The sequence below is a fragment of the Escherichia sp. KTE114 genome, from assembly GCF_000407765.1.
GTDB classification, from domain to species: domain Bacteria; phylum Pseudomonadota; class Gammaproteobacteria; order Enterobacterales; family Enterobacteriaceae; genus Escherichia; species Escherichia ruysiae.
The window spans coordinates 1,543,124-1,559,894 of sequence record NZ_KE136626.1; the positions used below are offsets into that span (position 1 = coordinate 1,543,124).

Consider the following 16,771-nt stretch of genomic DNA (forward strand, 5'->3'; position numbering starts at 1 on the left):
TGCAATGGGTTCCGTAGCAGGGAAAGAGACCCCGTTGTCTCTTCCCGGTATTTCATCTCTATGTCACATTTTGTGCGTAATTTATTCACAAGCCAGCATTGAACTTGTGGATAAAATCACGGTCTGATAAAACTGTGAATGATAATCTCGTTGCTCTTAAGCTCTGGCACAGTTGTTGCTACCACTGAAGCGCCAGAAGATATCGATTGAGAGGATTTGAATGACTGACAAAATGCAAAGTTTAGCTTTAGCCCCAGTTGGCAACCTGGATTCCTACATCCGGGCAGCTAACGCGTGGCCGATGTTGTCGGCTGACGAGGAGCGGGTGCTGGCTGAAAAGCTGCATTACCATGGCGATCTGGAAGCAGCTAAAACGCTGATCCTGTCTCACCTGCGGTTTGTTGTTCATATTGCTCGTAATTATGCGGGCTATGGCCTGCCACAGGCGGATTTGATTCAGGAAGGTAACATCGGCCTGATGAAAGCAGTGCGCCGTTTCAACCCGGAAGTGGGTGTGCGCCTGGTCTCCTTCGCCGTTCACTGGATCAAAGCAGAGATCCACGAATACGTTTTGCGTAACTGGCGTATCGTCAAAGTTGCGACCACCAAAGCGCAGCGCAAGCTGTTCTTTAACCTGCGTAAAACCAAGCAGCGTCTGGGCTGGTTTAACCAGGATGAAGTCGAAATGGTGGCTCGCGAACTGGGCGTAACCAGCAAAGACGTCCGTGAGATGGAATCGCGTATGGCGGCACAGGACATGACTTTTGACATGTCTTCCGACGACGATTCCGACAGCCAGCCGATGGCTCCGGTGCTTTATTTGCAGGATAAATCATCTAACTTTGCCGACGGCATTGAAGACGATAACTGGGAAGAGCAGGCGGCAAACCGACTGACCGATGCGATGCAGGGGCTGGACGAGCGTAGCCAGGACATCATCCGCGCGCGCTGGCTGGACGAAGACAACAAATCTACGTTGCAGGAACTGGCCGACCGTTACGGTGTTTCCGCTGAACGTGTGCGTCAGCTTGAAAAGAATGCGATGAAAAAACTTCGCGCTGCTATTGAAGCGTAATTTCCGCTGTTAAACAGAGAACCCTGGATGAGAGTCCGGGGTTTTTGTTTTTTGAGCCTCTGCAATAATCAATTTTCCCTTCTGGCAAAAGCCAATCCACGCGCAGTTTGTTAATAAACTGTCAAAATATCTATTCCAATATCATAAAAATGGGGTATGTTTTAGCAGAGTATGCTGCTAAAGCACGGGTAGTCATGCATAAAACGAAATAAAGTGCTGAACAACAACATCACAACACACGTAATAACCAGAAGAATGGGGATTCTCAGGATGAATATAAAGGGTAAAGCGTTACTGGCAGGATGTATCGCGCTGGCATTCAGCAATATGGCTCTGGCAGAAGATATTAAAGTCGCGGTCGTGGGCGCAATGTCTGGCCCGGTGGCTCAGTACGGTGACCAGGAGTTTACTGGCGCAGAGCAGGCGGTTGCGGATATCAACGCCAAAGGCGGCGTTAAAGGCAACAAACTGCAAATCGTAAAATATGACGATGCCTGTGACCCGAAACAGGCCGTAGCCGTGGCGAACAAAGTTGTTAACGACGGCATTAAATATGTCATTGGTCACCTCTGTTCTTCATCAACGCAGCCAGCGTCTGACATTTATGAAGACGAAGGCATTTTAATGATCACCCCAGCGGCAACCGCGCCAGAGCTGACTGCCCGTGGCTATAACTTGATTATGCGCACCACCGGTCTGGACTCCGACCAGGGGCCGACGGCGGCAAAATATATTCTTGAGAAAGTGAAACCGCAGCGTATTGCTATCGTCCACGACAAACAACAGTACGGCGAAGGTCTGGCGCGTGCGGTGCAGGACGGCCTGAAGAAAGGCAATGCTAACGTGGTGTTCTTTGATGGCATCACCGCCGGAGAAAAAGATTTCTCGACGCTGGTGGCACGTCTGAAGAAAGAGAATATCGACTTCGTTTACTACGGCGGTTATCACCCGGAAATGGGGCAGATCCTGCGTCAGGCGCGCGCGGCGGGGCTGAAAACTCAGTTTATGGGGCCGGAAGGTGTGGCTAACGTTTCGCTGTCTAATATCGCGGGCGAGTCAGCGGAAGGACTGCTGGTGACCAAGCCGAAGAACTATGATCAGGTTCCGGCGAACAAACCAATTGTTGATGCGATCAAAGCGAAAAAACAGGATCCAAGCGGCGCGTTCGTCTGGACCACCTACGCGGCGCTGCAATCTTTGCAGGCGGGGCTGAATCAGTCTGACGATCCGGCGGAGATCGCTAAATACCTGAAAGCGAACTCGGTTGATACGGTGATGGGACCGCTGACCTGGGATGAGAAAGGTGACCTGAAAGGCTTTGAGTTCGGCGTATTTGACTGGCACGCCAACGGCACGGCGACCGATGCGAAGTAACAGATAGATAAATGAAAATGCCCGATGAGCTGAACCGCCATCGGGTTTTTTTGTGTTTGTCGAAATGGTTGTAGAAAGATTAAACAATCCAGGATATGCTTAATGTACGGTAGAATTCCGTACATATTTATAAGTAGCAGGAGAGTTTACATGTCTGCTGTTAAAAAGCAGCGTATCGATCTGCGTTTAACTGACGATGACAAAAGTCTAATTGAGGAAGCGGCGGCGATATCTAATCAGTCCGTCAGCCAATTTATGTTGAATAGTGCCTCGCAGCGGGCTGCAGAAGTGATTGAACAGCATCGGCGAGTGATCCTTAATGAGGAGTCCTGGACGCGGGTGATGGATGCGCTGAGTAATCCGCCGTCACCAGGTGAAAAGCTAAAACGTGCGGCAAAACGTCTTCAGGGAATGTAATAATTTATGGATGAGCTGACGATAGAGATTCTGACTGATGATGCAGATTATGATCTACTGCGATTCGACTGCGGCGAGGAAGCCTTAAATCTCTTTCTGACGACACATCTGGTTCGTCAACATCGCAATAAAATTCTGCGAGCGTACATTCTTCGTACCAACACCCCTGAACGTCAAATACTGGGATATTACACATTATCCGGCAGTTGTTTTGAACGAGCCGCATTGCCCTCGAAATCGAAACAGAAAAATATTCCCAGCGTCACTCTTGGGCGTCTGGCAATTGATCGTTCAATACAGGGGCAGGGATGGGGAGCAACACTAGTTGCTCATGCCATGAAAGTCGTCTGGTCAGCCTCTTTAGCGGTAGGTATTCACGGTCTTTTTGTCGAGGCGCTGAATGAAAAAGCCCATACGTTTTATCAGTCGCTGGGCTTTATCCCGTTGGTCGGAGAAAACGAAAATGCGTTATTTTTCCCAACCAAATCCATAGAACTGCTTTTTACACAGAGCGATTAACGCTTCTCCCAGCCGCTCTGCTGTGCCGTAAACCCCTGTGCTTGCATAAACGCTGTCATCACACCGCGATCTTCCACGCCTGCATCCGCCATCCACCAGCATGAAACGCCAGGATTGTTACGCAGCACCTCTTCCAGCAGATATTGCCCTACGCCGCGCCGCCGGGTGACTTCCCGCACTCGCAGGGAATCCATCGCCCCCTCGGTGCCGCTTAAGGTTACTCGCACGGCAGCGAGCAGGCGCTCGTTAAAACGCGCGGCGTAAATACGGTGGGAATCGTCAACCTGTAAAGAGGAAGGAGAATACTCCGGCCAGATCTTTTGCAGGTCAATCCGATCCTGGTCGCTAAAGTTTTCTAATCGAATGATGGTCAGCTTCATGGGGAACCCGTACAAATCACAAAAGTGGAACCAGTGTAGCGAAATAATTTAATCGGAGGCTTTCTCTTTTTTATTTCTTTTGGCAGGTGATTAATTTTTTTTCAGCAATAATTACAAATTAAAAACATTATAGAATGAAAATTGTCCAGCATAATCCCCTGAATGGTAGTGAATTATTCCGCCCTTTGTACCGTTATTTTATGCTGACAACTGCGCTTTTTTCTGTTTATCTATCAATTAATTCAGAATATTATCTGTTCTTAATCGACTGAAAAATAGGGATTTTAATCGATATCATCACAAAAAACTGCGCTAAACCCTTAATCGGACAGGCAAAAACAGCGCAGTATAAAAAAGAACAGTCTGATTTGTTAACACATAAAAAACAAAGCAACACAACATTACGAGTGGGGATTTTTGACTATGAAACGGAATGCGAAAACTATCATCGCAGGGATGATTGCACTGGCATTTTCACACACTGCTTTAGCCGACGATATTAAAGTTGCCGTTGTCGGCGCGATGTCCGGCCCGATTGCCCAGTGGGGCGATATGGAATTTAACGGCGCGCGTCAGGCGATTAAAGACATTAATGCTAAAGGGGGAATTAAGGGCGATAAGTTGGTTGGCGTGGAATATGACGATGCCTGCGACCCAAAACAAGCCGTTGCGGTCGCCAACAAAATCGTTAACGACGGCATTAAATACGTTATTGGGCATCTGTGTTCCTCTTCTACCCAACCTGCGTCGGATATCTACGAAGACGAAGGTATCCTGATGATCTCGCCGGGAGCGACCAACCCGGAGCCGACTCAACGCGGTTATCAACACATCATGCGTACTGCCGGGCTGGACTCTTCCCAGGGGCCAACGGCGGCGAAATACATTCTTGAGACGGTGAAGCCCCAGCGCATCGCCATCATTCATGACAAACAACAATATGGCGAAGGGCTGGCGCGTTCGGTGCAGGACGGGCTGAAAGCGGCTAACGCTAACGTCGTCTTTTTCGACGGCATTACCGCTGGTGAGAAAGATTTTTCCGCGCTGATCGCCCGCCTGAAAAAAGAAAACATCGACTTCGTTTACTACGGCGGTTATTACCCGGAAATGGGGCAGATGCTGCGCCAGGCGCGTTCCGTTGGCCTGAAAACTCAGTTTATGGGGCCGGAAGGTGTCGGTAATGCGTCGCTGTCGAATATTGCTGGCGATGCTGCCGAAGGTATGTTGGTCACTATGCCAAAACGCTATGACCAGGATCCGGCAAACAAAGGCATCGTTGATGCGCTGAAAGCAGACAAGAAAGATCCGTCCGGGCCTTATGTCTGGATCACCTACGCGGCGGTGCAATCTCTGGCGACTGCCCTTGAGCGTACCGGCAGCGATGAGCCGCTGGCGCTGGTGAAAGATTTAAAAGCTAATGGTGCAAACACCGTGATTGGGCCGCTGAACTGGGATGAAAAAGGCGATCTGAAGGGATTTGATTTTGGTGTCTTCCAGTGGCACGCCGACGGTTCATCCACGGCAGCCAAGTGAAAATCCCACCGCCCGTGAAATGCGGGCGGGTTTAGAAAGGTTACCTTATGTCTGAGCAGTTTTTGTATTTCTTGCAGCAGATGTTTAACGGCGTCACGCTGGGCAGTACTTACGCGCTGATTGCCATCGGCTACACCATGGTTTACGGCATTATCGGCATGATCAACTTCGCCCACGGCGAGGTTTACATGATCGGCAGCTACGTCTCATTTATGATCATCGCCGCGCTGATGATGATGGGCATTGATACCGGCTGGCTGCTGGTGGCGGCGGGATTTGTCGGCGCAATCGTCATTGCCAGCGCCTACGGCTGGAGTATCGAACGGGTGGCCTATCGCCCGGTACGTAACTCTAAGCGCCTGATTGCGCTCATCTCGGCAATCGGCATGTCCATCTTCCTGCAAAACTACGTCAGCCTGACCGAAGGTTCGCGCGATGTGGCGCTGCCCAGCCTGTTTAACGGTCAGTGGGTGGTGGGTCATAGCGAAAACTTCTCTGCGTCTATTACCACCATGCAGGCGGTGATCTGGATTGTCACCTTCCTCGCCATGCTGGCGCTGACGATTTTCATCCGTTATTCGCGCATGGGGCGCGCCTGTCGTGCCTGCGCCGAAGACCTGAAAATGGCGAGCCTGCTTGGCATCAACACTGACCGAGTGATTGCGCTGACCTTTGTGATTGGCGCGGCGATGGCGGCGGTGGCGGGCGTTCTGCTCGGTCAGTTCTACGGTGTGATTAACCCCTACATCGGCTTTATGGCCGGGATGAAAGCCTTTACCGCAGCGGTGCTCGGTGGGATTGGCAGTATTCCGGGGGCGATGATTGGCGGGTTGATTCTGGGGATTGCGGAGGCGCTCTCTTCTGCCTATCTGAGTACGGAATATAAAGATGTGGTCTCATTTGCCCTGCTGATTCTGGTTCTGCTGGTGATGCCGACCGGTATTCTGGGGCGTCCGGAGGTAGAGAAAGTATGAAACCGATGCATATTGCAATGGCGCTGCTCTCTGCTGCGATGTTCTTTGTTCTGGCGGGCGTCTTTATGGGCGTGCAACTGGAGCTGGATGGCACCAAACTGGTGGTCGACAGTGCTTCAGATATCCGTTGGCAGTGGGTATTTATCGGTACGGCGGTGGTCTTTTTCTTCCAGCTTGTGCGACCTGCTTTCCAGAAGGGGTTGAAAAGCGTTTCCGGGCCGAAGTTTATTTTGCCTGCGATTGATGGCTCCACGGTGAAGCAGAAACTGTTCCTCGTGGCGCTGCTGGTGCTTGCGGTGGCGTGGCCGTTTATGGTCTCACGCGGGACGGTGGACATCGCCACTCTGACCATGATCTACATAATCCTCGGTCTCGGGCTGAACGTGGTGGTGGGGCTTTCCGGCCTGCTGGTGCTGGGTTACGGCGGCTTTTACGCCATCGGTGCTTACACCTTTGCGCTGCTCAATCACTATTACGGTCTGGGCTTCTGGACCTGCCTGCCAATTGCCGGGTTAATGGCAGCGGCGGCGGGCTTCCTGCTCGGTTTTCCGGTGCTGCGTCTGCGTGGTGATTATCTGGCGATCGTTACCCTCGGTTTCGGCGAAATTGTGCGCATATTGCTGCTCAATAACACCGAAATTACCGGGGGGCCGAACGGTATCAGTCAGATCCCGAAACCCACTTTCTTCGGTCTTGAGTTCAGTCGTACCGCTCGTGAAGGCGGCTGGGATACCTTCAGCAATTTCTTTGGCCTGAAATACGATCCGTCCGATCGCGTCATCTTCCTCTACCTGGTGGCGTTGCTGCTGGTAGTGTTAAGCCTGTTTGTCATTAACCGCTTACTGCGGATGCCGCTGGGGCGTGCGTGGGAAGCGTTGCGTGAAGACGAGATCGCCTGCCGTTCGCTGGGCTTAAGCCCGCGCCGTATTAAGCTGACCGCCTTTACCATCAGCGCCGCGTTTGCGGGTTTTGCCGGAACGCTGTTTGCGGCGCGTCAGGGCTTTGTCAGCCCGGAATCCTTCACCTTTGCCGAATCAGCCTTTGTACTGGCGATAGTGGTGCTCGGTGGCATGGGGTCGCAGTTCGCGGTGATTCTGGCGGCAATTTTGCTGGTGGTATCGCGCGAGTTGATGCGTGATTTCAACGAATACAGCATGTTAATGCTCGGTGGTTTGATGGTGCTGATGATGATCTGGCGTCCGCAGGGCTTGCTGCCCATGACGCGCCCGCAACTCAAGCTGAAGAACGGCGCAGCGAAAGGAGAGCAGGCATGAATCAGCCCTTATTATCTGTTAACGGCCTGATGATGCGCTTCGGCGGCCTGCTGGCGGTGAACAACGTCAATCTCGAACTGTACCCGCAGGAGATCGTCTCGTTAATCGGCCCTAACGGTGCCGGAAAAACCACGGTCTTTAACTGCCTGACCGGATTCTACAAACCCACCGGCGGCACCATTTTACTGCGCGATCAGCATCTGGAAGGTTTGGCGGGTCAGCAAATTGCCCGCATGGGCGTGGTGCGTACCTTCCAGCATGTGCGTCTGTTCCGTGAAATGACGGTAATTGAAAACCTGCTGGTGGCGCAGCATCAGCAACTGAAAACCGGGCTGTTCTCTGGCCTGTTGAAAACGCCTTCTTTCCGTCGCGCCCAGAGTGAGGCGCTCGACCGCGCCGCAACCTGGCTGGAACGCATTGGTTTACTGGAACACGCCAACCGGCAGGCGAGCAACCTGGCTTATGGCGACCAGCGTCGTCTGGAGATCGCCCGCTGCATGGTGACGCAGCCGGAGATTTTAATGCTCGACGAACCGGCGGCGGGTCTTAACCCGAAAGAGACCAAAGAGCTGGATGAGCTGATTGCCGAGCTTCGTAATCATCACAACACCACTATCTTGTTGATTGAACACGATATGAAGCTGGTGATGGGTATTTCAGACAGAATTTACGTGGTCAATCAGGGGACGCCACTGGCAAACGGCACGCCGGAACAGATCCGTAATAACCCGGACGTGATCCGTGCCTATTTAGGTGAGGCATAAGATGGAAAAAGTCATGTTGTCTTTTGACAAAGTCAGCGCCCACTACGGCAAAATCCAGGCGCTGCATGAGGTGAGCCTGCATATCAATCAGGGCGAGATTGTCACCCTCATTGGCGCGAACGGGGCGGGGAAAACCACCTTGCTTGGTACGTTATGCGGCGATCCGCGCGCCACCAGCGGGCGAATTGTGTTTGATGATAAAGACATTACCGACTGGCAGACGGCGAAAATCATGCGTGAAGCGGTAGCGATTGTCCCGGAAGGACGTCGTGTCTTCTCGCGGATGACGGTGGAAGAGAACCTGGCAATGGGTGGCTTTTTTGCCGAACGCGACCAGTTTCAGGAGCGCATAAAGTGGGTGTATGAGCTGTTCCCGCGTTTGCATGAGCGCCGTGTTCAGCGGGCAGGCACCATGTCCGGCGGTGAGCAGCAGATGCTGGCGATTGGTCGTGCGCTAATGAGCAACCCGCGTTTGCTACTGCTTGATGAACCCTCGCTCGGACTGGCACCGATTATCATCCAGCAAATCTTCGACACCATCGAGCAACTGCGCGAGCAGGGGATGACTATTTTCCTCGTCGAGCAGAACGCTAACCAGGCGCTAAAGCTGGCGGATCGCGGCTACGTGCTGGAAAACGGCCATGTGGTGCTCTCCGATACTGGTGATGCACTACTGGCGAATGAAGCGGTGAGAAGTGCGTATTTAGGCGGGTAATAACACGTTGATTGATAGGGAGTCAAAAGACTCCTTTGAGACAGGTGACAAATGTAAAATTGCCTGATGCGCTGCGCTTATCAGGCCTACTGGGTGAGTGGCAATATGTTGAATTTGCACGATCTTGTAGGCCTGATAAGGCGTTTACGCTGCATCTGGCATGAAACGATGAGCAATCTGTAGAGTTTGATTCAGGCCTTCTATATTTTCCCGCTTATCCGTGTCCCATCTCCCATTTTCCCTCACCCGCGCCGTCACTGCCTTGTCATCTTTCTGACACCTTACTATCTTACAAATGTAACAAAAAAGTTATTTTTCTGTAATTCGAGCATGTCATGTTACCCCGCGAGCATAAAACGCGTGAATTCGCACATTCGGTACAACAAGAGAGATAAACGATGAAACCGTTACATTATACAGCTTCAGCACTGGCGCTCGGACTGGCGTTAATGGGGAATGCACAGGCAGTGACGACCATTCCGTTCTGGCATTCTATGGAAGGGGAACTGGGTAAAGAGGTGGATTCTCTGGCTCAACGTTTTAACGCCGAAAACCCGGATTACAAAATTGTACCGACCTATAAAGGCAACTACGAACAGAATTTAAGCGCGGGGATTGCCGCATTTCGTACCGGCAACGCGCCGGCTATTTTGCAGGTTTATGAAGTTGGCACCGCTACCATGATGGCGTCGAAAGCCATTAAACCGGTATATGACGTGTTTAAAGAGGCGGGGATTAACTTCGATGAGTCGCAGTTTGTGCCGACGGTTTCAGGTTACTACTCCGACAGCAAAACCGGCCACTTACTCTCCCAGCCGTTCAACAGCTCGACTCCCGTTCTCTATTACAACAAAGACGCTTTCAAGAAAGCGGGTTTAGACCCGGAACAGCCGCCAAAAACCTGGCAGGATCTGGCGGACTATGCCGCGAAACTGAAAGCCTCCGGCATGAAGTGCGGCTACGCCAGCGGCTGGCAGGGCTGGATCCAACTGGAAAACTTTAGCGCATGGAACGGTCTGCCGTTTGCCAGCAAAAACAACGGCTTTGACGGCACAGATGCGGTGCTGGAGTTCAACAAGCCGGAGCAGGTGAAACACATCGCCATGCTCGAAGAGATGAACAAGAAGGGCGATTTCAGCTATGTCGGGCGTAAGGATGAATCCACCGAGAAGTTCTATAACGGTGATTGTGCGATGACGACCGCTTCTTCCGGTTCTCTTGCCAACATTCGCGAGTACGCCAAATTTAACTACGGCGTAGGCATGATGCCTTACGACGCCGATGCGAAAGATGCGCCACAAAACGCCATTATCGGCGGGGCTAGCCTGTGGGTGATGCAGGGCAAAGATAAAGAAACTTATACAGGTGTGGCGAAGTTCCTCGACTTCCTCGCGAAGCCAGAAAACGCTGCTGAGTGGCATCAGAAAACCGGTTATCTGCCGATCACCAAAGCGGCGTATGACCTGACCCGTGAGCAGGGCTTTTATGAGAAAAACCCAGGGGCGGATACCGCGACGCGTCAGATGCTGAACAAGCCGCCGTTGCCGTTCACCAAAGGGCTGCGTCTGGGCAACATGCCGCAGATCCGCGTGATTGTGGATGAAGAGCTGGAGAGCGTGTGGACCGGCAAGAAGACGCCACAGCAGGCGCTGGATACCGCCGTTGAGCGTGGGAATCAGTTACTGCGCCGCTTTGAGCAGTCTACGAAGTCTTAATTCTCTTACCCTCACCCTAACCCTCTCCCAAAGGGAGAGGGGACCGATCGGCGTGGTGGAAAAGTACCGTGTCGGTTTGCAACTTTGCTCGGTGGAAAAGTATGCACCGCCTTTCTCCCTCGCCCCTCTGGGGAGAGGGCCGGGGTGAGGGGAACACAACACGAAGAGTTTATTTATGTCATCATCCCGTCCGGTGTTCCGCTCGCGCTGGCTGCCCTATTTGCTGGTCGCGCCGCAGCTCATCATCACCGTTATCTTTTTTATCTGGCCTGCGGGCGAAGCGTTGTGGTACTCGCTACAAAGCGTCGATCCGTTTGGTTTCTCCAGCCAGTTTGTCGGCCTGGATAACTTCGTCACGCTGTTCCATGACAGCTACTATCTCGACTCCTTCTGGACGACGATAAAATTCAGCACCTTTGTCACCGTCAGCGGTTTGCTGGTGTCGCTATTCTTCGCGGCGCTGGTGGAGTACATCGTGCGCGGCAGTCGTTTCTATCAAACCTTGATGCTGCTGCCGTATGCCGTGGCTCCCGCCGTTGCCGCCGTATTGTGGATCTTCCTGTTTAACCCCGGTCGTGGGCTGATCACCCATTTTCTCGCTGAGTTCGGCTACGACTGGAACCACGCGCAAAACAGCGGTCAGGCAATGTTCCTGGTGGTGTTTGCCTCGGTGTGGAAGCAAATCAGCTACAACTTTCTGTTCTTCTATGCCGCGCTGCAATCCATTCCCCGTTCGTTGATTGAAGCCGCAGCCATCGACGGTGCAGGGCCGATTCGCCGCTTCTTTAAGATCGCGCTGCCGCTTATCGCCCCGGTGAGTTTCTTCCTGCTGGTGGTGAACCTGGTCTACGCCTTCTTCGATACCTTCCCGGTGATCGACGCCGCCACGTCCGGCGGGCCGGTTCAGGCCACCACGACGCTGATTTATAAGATTTACCGCGAAGGCTTTACCGGACTGGATCTGGCTTCGTCTGCCGCGCAGTCGGTGGTGTTGATGTTCCTCGTCATCGTGCTGACGGTGGTGCAGTTCCGCTATGTTGAAAGCAAGGTGCGTTACCAATGATTGAGAACCGTCCGTGGCTGACGATATTCAGCCATACCATGCTGATCCTCGGGATCGCGGTGATCCTCTTCCCGCTGTACGTGGCGTTTGTCGCGGCGACGCTGGATAAACAGGCCGTCTACGCCGCGCCGATGACGCTCATCCCCGGCACGCATCTGCTGGAAAACATCCACAACATCTGGGTAAACGGGGTAGGCACGAATAGCGCGCCGTTCTGGCGGATGTTGCTTAACAGCTTTGTGATGGCGTTCAGCATTACGCTCGGCAAAATTACCGTCTCGATGCTCTAGGCATTTGCCATTGTCTGGTTTCGTTTTCCGCTGCGTAACCTCTTCTTCTGGATGATTTTTATCACCCTGATGCTGCCGGTTGAAGTGCGTATCTTCCCGACGGTAGAAGTGATCGCCAATCTGAAGATGCTCGACAGCTATGCAGGTTTAACGCTGCCGCTGATGGCCTCGGCGACCGCCACCTTCCTGTTCCGCCAGTTCTTTATGACGCTGCCGGATGAGCTGGTGGAAGCCGCGCGGATCGACGGCGCGTCGCCAATGCGCTTCTTTTGCGACATTGTCTTTCCGTTGTCGAAAACCAATCTGGCGGCGCTGTTTGTGATCACCTTTATTTACGGCTGGAACCAGTATCTGTGGCTGTTGTTGATTATTACCGACGTTGATCTCGGCACCACCGTGGCAGGGATTAAAGGGATGATCGCTACTGGCGAAGGCACAACGGAATGGAACTCGGTGATGGCGGCGATGTTGTTAACCCTGATCCCACCAGTAGTGATTGTTTTAGTGATGCAGCGTGCCTTCGTGCGCGGCCTGGTCGATAGTGAGAAATAAGATGGCAGGACTGAAATTACAGGCAGTAACCAAAAGCTGGGATGGCAAAACCCAGGTCATTAAACCGCTGACCCTTGATGTGGCGGATGGTGAATTTATCGTGATGGTCGGGCCTTCTGGCTGCGGGAAATCGACGCTGCTGCGCATGGTTGCCGGGCTGGAGCGGGTGACGGAAGGCGATATCTGGATCAACAATGAGCGAGTGACCGAAATGGAGCCGAAAGATCGCGGGATTGCGATGGTGTTCCAGAACTACGCGCTTTATCCGCATATGAGCGTCGAAGAAAACATGGCGTGGGGGCTGAAAATTCGCGGCATGGGCAAGCAGCAAATTGCCGAGCGCGTTCAAGAAGCGGCGCGTATTCTGGAGCTGGACGGCCTGCTCAAGCGCCGCCCGCGCGAGCTTTCCGGCGGTCAGCGCCAGCGCGTGGCGATGGGGCGCGCGATTGTGCGCGATCCGGCGGTATTTTTGTTTGATGAACCGCTCTCTAACCTTGATGCCAAGCTGCGCGTGCAGATGCGCCTTGAGCTGCAACAGTTGCACCGTCGCCTGAAAACAACTTCACTCTACGTTACTCACGATCAGGTTGAGGCGATGACACTCGCCCAGCGGGTGATGGTGATGAACGGTGGCGTTGCGGAACAGATTGGCACACCGGTTGAAGTCTACGAAAAGCCCGCCAGCTTGTTTGTGGCGAGTTTTATCGGCAGCCCGGCGATGAACCTGCTGACAGGACGTGTGAATAACGAAGGCTCGCATTTCGAACTGGACGGGGGGATCGCGCTACCGCTAAATGGTGGCTGCCGTCAGTATGCAGGACGTAAAATGACCCTCGGTATTCGCCCGGAACATATTGCGTTAAGCTCACAAACAGAAGGCGGCGTACCGCTGGTGATGGACACGCTGGAGATCCTCGGCGCTGATAACCTGGCGCACGGACGCTGGGGCGAACAGAAGCTGGTGGTAAGACTGGCGCATCAGGAGCGCCCGACGGCAGGTAGCACGCTGTGGCTGCATCTGCCGGAAAATCAGCTACATCTTTTTGATGGTGAAACAGGACAACGAGTATGAGTAACTGGCCTTATCCCCGCATCGTCGCTCATCGTGGCGGCGGTAAGCTGGCCCCGGAAAACACCCTGGCGGCAATCGACGTCGGGGCAAAATACGGTCATAAGATGATCGAATTTGACGCGAAGTTATCGAAAGATGGCGAGATCTTCCTGCTCCATGACGACAATCTCGAACGTACCAGCAACGGCTGGGGCGTCGCGGGTGAACTGAACTGGCAGGATTTACTGCGCGTGGATGCGGGCAGTTGGTACAGCAAAATGTTTAAAGGTGAGCCGCTACCGTTGCTTTCGCAGGTGGCGGAACGCTGTCGTGAACACGGGATGATGGCGAATATCGAAATCAAACCCACCACTGGCACCGGGCCATTAACGGGCAAAATGGTGGCGCTGGCGGCGCGCGAGCTTTGGGCAGGTATGACGCCGCCGCTGCTGTCATCGTTTGAGATTGATGCTTTAGAAGCTGCGCAACAGGCGGCACCGGAACTGCCGCGCGGTTTGTTGCTTGATGAATGGCGCGACGACTGGCGCGAACTGACCACGCGGCTGGGCTGCGTCTCTATTCATCTCAATCATAAGTTGCTCGATAAAGCGCGAGTGAGGCAGTTGAAAGACGCTGGATTACGGATTCTGGTGTATACCGTCAACAGACCCCAGCGCGCGGCAGAGTTGCTGCGCTGGGGCGTGGATTGCATTTGCTCCGATGCGATTGATGTGATTGGTCCGAACTTTACGGCCCAATAGTTTTCAATGGAATATCAGGCTGCGGCGTGCTGGGCGGATTCAGCATGTCGCCGTTTCTCCTCTCTTGCAGCATATGCTGCTGATTCAACGAACTATCCATATTACGGTTGCCGTTTAACATCCCGCCGTTGGTGTTGGGCAGCATTTGCTGCCGGGCGGGATTTAGCTCCCCCGGCTGCGACTGCAATACCCGCTGCGAGTTACTGTTAATCTGATTTTCTAAATGCTGCTGCTGTAATTGCGTCTGAGTTTTCAGTTGCTGATTCAACATCCCTTTTTGCTGGATTTGCTGATTCTGCATCTGGGTTTGCATCCGCTGCTGGCTGGGGATCTGATATCCCGGCTGGTTGGGGTTGTTCAGAGTATTAATGGGCTGTGCAAAGCCGACAAACGGCAGGAGTGCCGTCAAAAGCAGAAGTCGTTTCATCGCGTATCCTCCTCTGAAGATATTCTTTAAGTTTACTCGCTTCCCGGCAAAACGATGATTAATTCAGAGTTATATACCAGGCTTAGCTGGGGTTGCCCCACACATAACTGGAGAATAACGATGATAAAACCGACGTTTTTACGCCGGGCGGCGATTACAGCTTTGCTTTCAGGATGTTGTTTTAGTGCGGCAGCTGCGCCGCCGCCTGTCTCGTATGGCGTGGAGGAAGATGTCTTTCATCCGGTACGCGCGAAGCAGGGGATGGTGGCGTCTGTGGATGCTACTGCCACTCAGGTGGGGGTGGATATCCTTAAAGAAGGTGGTAATGCCGTTGATGCCGCCGTGGCGGTGGGATATGCGCTGGCGGTAACGCATCCGCAGGCGGGGAATCTGGGCGGCGGCGGTTTTATGCTGATCCGCACTAAAGATGGCAATACGACTTCTATTGATTTCCGTGAGATGGCACCCGCCAAAGCAACCCGCGATATGTTCCTCGATGATCAGGGCAACCCGGACAGCAAAAAATCACTCACTTCGCATCTGGCCTCAGGAACGCCTGGCACGGTCGCAGGCTTCTCGCTGGCGCTGGAGAAGTACGGCACCATGCCGCTGAACAAAGTGGTGCAGCCAGCGTTTAAACTGGCACGCGATGGTTTTATCGTTAACGACGCGCTGGCTGACGATCTCAAAACCTACGGGAGCGAAGTGCTGCCGAATCACGAAAATAGCAAAGCTATCTTCTGGAAAGAGGGCGAGCCGCTGAAAAAGGGCGACAAGCTGGTGCAGGCGAACATGGCAAAGAGCCTGGAGATGATTGCCGAAAACGGCCCGGACGAATTCTACAAAGGCACGATAGCTGAGCAGATCGCCCAGGAGATGCAGAAAAACGGCGGCCTGGTAAGCAAAGAAGATTTAGCGGCGTATAAAGCGGTGGAACGCACACCGATTAGCGGCGATTATCGCGGGTATCAGGTTTACTCCATGCCACCGCCATCCTCCGGCGGGATTCATATCGTGCAGATTCTGAATATCCTGGAAAACTTCGATATGAAGAAATATGGCTTTGGCAGCGCCGATGCGATGCAAATCATGGCAGAAGCTGAGAAATACGCCTACGCCGACCGCTCGGAATATCTTGGCGACCCGGATTTTGTCAAAGTGCCGTGGCAGGCGCTGACCAATAAAGCCTATGCCAAATCCATTGCCGATCAAATTGATATCAATAAAGCGAAGCCGTCCAGCGAAATTCGCCCAGGCAAACTTGCGCCTTATGAGAGTAATCAAACAACCCATTACTCAGTGGTGGATAAAGACGGTAACGCGGTGGCGGTGACCTATACGCTGAATACCACTTTCGGTACGGGGATTGTCGCGGGTGAGAGCGGTATTCTGCTTAACAATCAGATGGATGATTTCTCAGCCAAACCAGGTGTACCGAACGTTTACGGGCTGGTAGGCGGCGATGCCAACGCCGTCGGGCCGAACAAACGCCCGCTGTCGTCGATGTCACCAACGATTGTGGTGAAAGACGGTAAAACCTGGCTGGTTACCGGTAGCCCAGGCGGGAGTCGGATTATCACCACCGTGCTGCAAATGGTAGTGAACAGCATCGATTATGGAATGAACGTCGCCGAAGCGACCAATGCGCCGCGTTTCCATCATCAGTGGTTGCCGGACGAGCTGCGCGTCGAAAAAGGGTTTAGCCCGGATACGCTCAAGCTGCTGGAAGCAAAAGGTCAGAAAGTGGCGCTGAAAGAGGCGATGGGCAGTACGCAAAGCATTATGGTTGGGCCGGAGGGTGAGTTATACGGCGCATCCGACCCGCGCTCGGTGGATGATTTAACAGCGGGGTATTAATATCTTAAGCCCTCTCCCGGTAGGTGAGGG

16 protein-coding genes and 1 pseudogene are annotated in these 16,771 nt (G+C 53.1%); 15 read left to right on the top strand and 2 right to left on the bottom strand.

Annotation, left to right across the window (positions count from 1 at the left end; genetic code table 11):
* Positions 1 to 220 precede the first annotated feature (220 nt).
* The 4 genes from rpoH (at position 221) to WC5_RS13530 (ending at position 3,385) form a co-directional block, all read left to right on the top strand.
* Positions 221 to 1,075 carry an RNA polymerase sigma factor RpoH gene (gene rpoH / locus WC5_RS13545; protein ID WP_000130222.1) on the top strand — a complete coding sequence of 285 codons (855 nt, stop codon included), beginning with the start codon at positions 221 to 223 and terminating at the stop codon, positions 1,073 to 1,075.
* Between the two features lie 270 nt (positions 1,076 to 1,345).
* Entirely contained in the window at positions 1,346 to 2,449 is a 1,104-nt protein-coding gene (gene livJ / locus WC5_RS13540; protein ID WP_010350765.1) for a branched chain amino acid ABC transporter substrate-binding protein LivJ, read from the top strand.
* A 150-nt stretch (positions 2,450 to 2,599) separates the two neighbouring features.
* Entirely contained in the window at positions 2,600 to 2,866 is a 267-nt protein-coding gene (gene ataR, locus WC5_RS13535; protein WP_001277103.1) for a type II toxin-antitoxin system antitoxin AtaR, read from the top strand.
* A gap of 6 nt (positions 2,867 to 2,872) precedes the next feature.
* Positions 2,873 to 3,385: a GNAT family N-acetyltransferase gene (locus WC5_RS13530; protein ID WP_000344015.1), complete on the top strand. Its 513-nt coding sequence runs from the start codon at positions 2,873 to 2,875 to the stop codon at positions 3,383 to 3,385.
* On the opposite strand, the gene panM is transcribed toward WC5_RS13530, so the two are convergent.
* Positions 3,382 to 3,765: an aspartate 1-decarboxylase autocleavage activator PanM gene (gene panM / locus WC5_RS13525; protein ID WP_000778812.1), complete on the bottom strand. Its 384-nt coding sequence runs from the start codon at positions 3,763 to 3,765 to the stop codon at positions 3,382 to 3,384. The genes WC5_RS13530 and panM overlap by 4 nt on opposite strands.
* A gap of 423 nt (positions 3,766 to 4,188) precedes the next feature.
* Here panM and livK point away from each other — a divergent pair, with 423 nt between their 5' ends.
* The 10 genes and pseudogenes from livK to ugpQ all read left to right on the top strand — a co-directional run bounded on the left by livK (position 4,189) and on the right by ugpQ (position 14,457).
* A complete protein-coding gene (livK, locus tag WC5_RS13520) occupies positions 4,189 to 5,298 on the top strand; it encodes a high-affinity branched-chain amino acid ABC transporter substrate-binding protein LivK (protein ID WP_000827689.1) in 1,110 nt (369 codons plus the stop codon).
* Positions 5,299 to 5,345: 47 nt separating this feature from the next.
* Complete coding sequence (livH, locus tag WC5_RS13515; RefSeq protein ID WP_001295111.1) at positions 5,346 to 6,272, top strand: high-affinity branched-chain amino acid ABC transporter permease LivH; 927 nt, start codon at positions 5,346 to 5,348, stop codon at positions 6,270 to 6,272.
* Entirely contained in the window at positions 6,269 to 7,546 is a 1,278-nt protein-coding gene (livM, locus tag WC5_RS13510; protein WP_000803775.1) for a branched chain amino acid ABC transporter permease LivM, read from the top strand. The genes livH and livM overlap by 4 nt, the downstream gene beginning before the upstream one ends.
* Entirely contained in the window at positions 7,543 to 8,310 is a 768-nt protein-coding gene (gene livG, locus WC5_RS13505) for a high-affinity branched-chain amino acid ABC transporter ATP-binding protein LivG (protein ID WP_001075509.1), read from the top strand. Before livM ends, livG begins: the two co-directional genes overlap by 4 nt.
* A 1-nt stretch (position 8,311) precedes the next feature.
* Positions 8,312 to 9,025, top strand: coding sequence for a high-affinity branched-chain amino acid ABC transporter ATP-binding protein LivF (gene livF, locus WC5_RS13500; RefSeq protein WP_000416895.1), 714 nt, complete (start codon positions 8,312 to 8,314; stop codon positions 9,023 to 9,025).
* Positions 9,026 to 9,423: 398 nt separating this feature from the next.
* Positions 9,424 to 10,740, top strand: coding sequence for a sn-glycerol-3-phosphate ABC transporter substrate-binding protein UgpB (gene ugpB, locus WC5_RS13495; protein WP_000803181.1), 1,317 nt, complete (start codon positions 9,424 to 9,426; stop codon positions 10,738 to 10,740).
* A gap of 175 nt (positions 10,741 to 10,915) precedes the next feature.
* Entirely contained in the window at positions 10,916 to 11,803 is an 888-nt protein-coding gene (gene ugpA / locus WC5_RS13490; protein ID WP_000099289.1) for a sn-glycerol-3-phosphate ABC transporter permease UgpA, read from the top strand.
* A pseudogene (ugpE, locus tag WC5_RS0122110) lies at positions 11,800 to 12,645 on the top strand (sn-glycerol-3-phosphate ABC transporter permease UgpE). Before ugpA ends, ugpE begins: the two are co-directional and overlap by 4 nt.
* Before the next feature lies 1 nt (position 12,646).
* Positions 12,647 to 13,717, top strand: a complete 1,071-nt coding sequence (ugpC, locus tag WC5_RS13485; RefSeq protein ID WP_000907811.1) for a sn-glycerol 3-phosphate ABC transporter ATP binding protein UgpC — start codon at positions 12,647 to 12,649, stop codon at positions 13,715 to 13,717.
* Entirely contained in the window at positions 13,714 to 14,457 is a 744-nt protein-coding gene (gene ugpQ / locus WC5_RS13480; protein WP_000073614.1) for a glycerophosphodiester phosphodiesterase, read from the top strand. Before ugpC ends, ugpQ begins: the two co-directional genes overlap by 4 nt.
* Here the strand turns inward: ugpQ and WC5_RS13475 are convergent.
* Complete coding sequence (locus WC5_RS13475; protein ID WP_000826129.1) at positions 14,444 to 14,884, bottom strand: DUF2756 family protein; 441 nt, start codon at positions 14,882 to 14,884, stop codon at positions 14,444 to 14,446. The genes ugpQ and WC5_RS13475 overlap by 14 nt on opposite strands.
* A 120-nt stretch (positions 14,885 to 15,004) precedes the next feature.
* On the opposite strand from WC5_RS13475, the gene ggt reads away from it, so the two are divergent.
* Complete coding sequence (gene ggt / locus WC5_RS13470; RefSeq protein ID WP_000595056.1) at positions 15,005 to 16,741, top strand: gamma-glutamyltransferase; 1,737 nt, start codon at positions 15,005 to 15,007, stop codon at positions 16,739 to 16,741.
* The last annotated feature ends 30 nt before the right edge of the window (positions 16,742 to 16,771 follow it).

Coding starts and splice junctions, on each gene's coding strand:
- ugpQ (WP_000073614.1), top strand. CDS start 13,714: ATGAGTAACTGGCCTTATCCCCGCATCGTCGCTCATCGTGGCGGCGGT.
- ugpC (WP_000907811.1), top strand. CDS start 12,647: ATGGCAGGACTGAAATTACAGGCAGTAACCAAAAGCTGGGATGGCAAA.
- ggt (WP_000595056.1), top strand. CDS start 15,005: ATGATAAAACCGACGTTTTTACGCCGGGCGGCGATTACAGCTTTGCTT.
- rpoH (WP_000130222.1), top strand. CDS start 221: ATGACTGACAAAATGCAAAGTTTAGCTTTAGCCCCAGTTGGCAACCTG.
- livH (WP_001295111.1), top strand. CDS start 5,346: ATGTCTGAGCAGTTTTTGTATTTCTTGCAGCAGATGTTTAACGGCGTC.
- livK (WP_000827689.1), top strand. CDS start 4,189: ATGAAACGGAATGCGAAAACTATCATCGCAGGGATGATTGCACTGGCA.
- livG (WP_001075509.1), top strand. CDS start 7,543: ATGAATCAGCCCTTATTATCTGTTAACGGCCTGATGATGCGCTTCGGC.
- livM (WP_000803775.1), top strand. CDS start 6,269: ATGAAACCGATGCATATTGCAATGGCGCTGCTCTCTGCTGCGATGTTC.
- livJ (WP_010350765.1), top strand. CDS start 1,346: ATGAATATAAAGGGTAAAGCGTTACTGGCAGGATGTATCGCGCTGGCA.
- panM (WP_000778812.1), bottom strand. CDS start 3,765: ATGAAGCTGACCATCATTCGATTAGAAAACTTTAGCGACCAGGATCGG.
- ataR (WP_001277103.1), top strand. CDS start 2,600: ATGTCTGCTGTTAAAAAGCAGCGTATCGATCTGCGTTTAACTGACGAT.
- ugpA (WP_000099289.1), top strand. CDS start 10,916: ATGTCATCATCCCGTCCGGTGTTCCGCTCGCGCTGGCTGCCCTATTTG.
- livF (WP_000416895.1), top strand. CDS start 8,312: ATGGAAAAAGTCATGTTGTCTTTTGACAAAGTCAGCGCCCACTACGGC.
- ugpB (WP_000803181.1), top strand. CDS start 9,424: ATGAAACCGTTACATTATACAGCTTCAGCACTGGCGCTCGGACTGGCG.
- WC5_RS13475 (WP_000826129.1), bottom strand. CDS start 14,884: ATGAAACGACTTCTGCTTTTGACGGCACTCCTGCCGTTTGTCGGCTTT.
- WC5_RS13530 (WP_000344015.1), top strand. CDS start 2,873: ATGGATGAGCTGACGATAGAGATTCTGACTGATGATGCAGATTATGAT.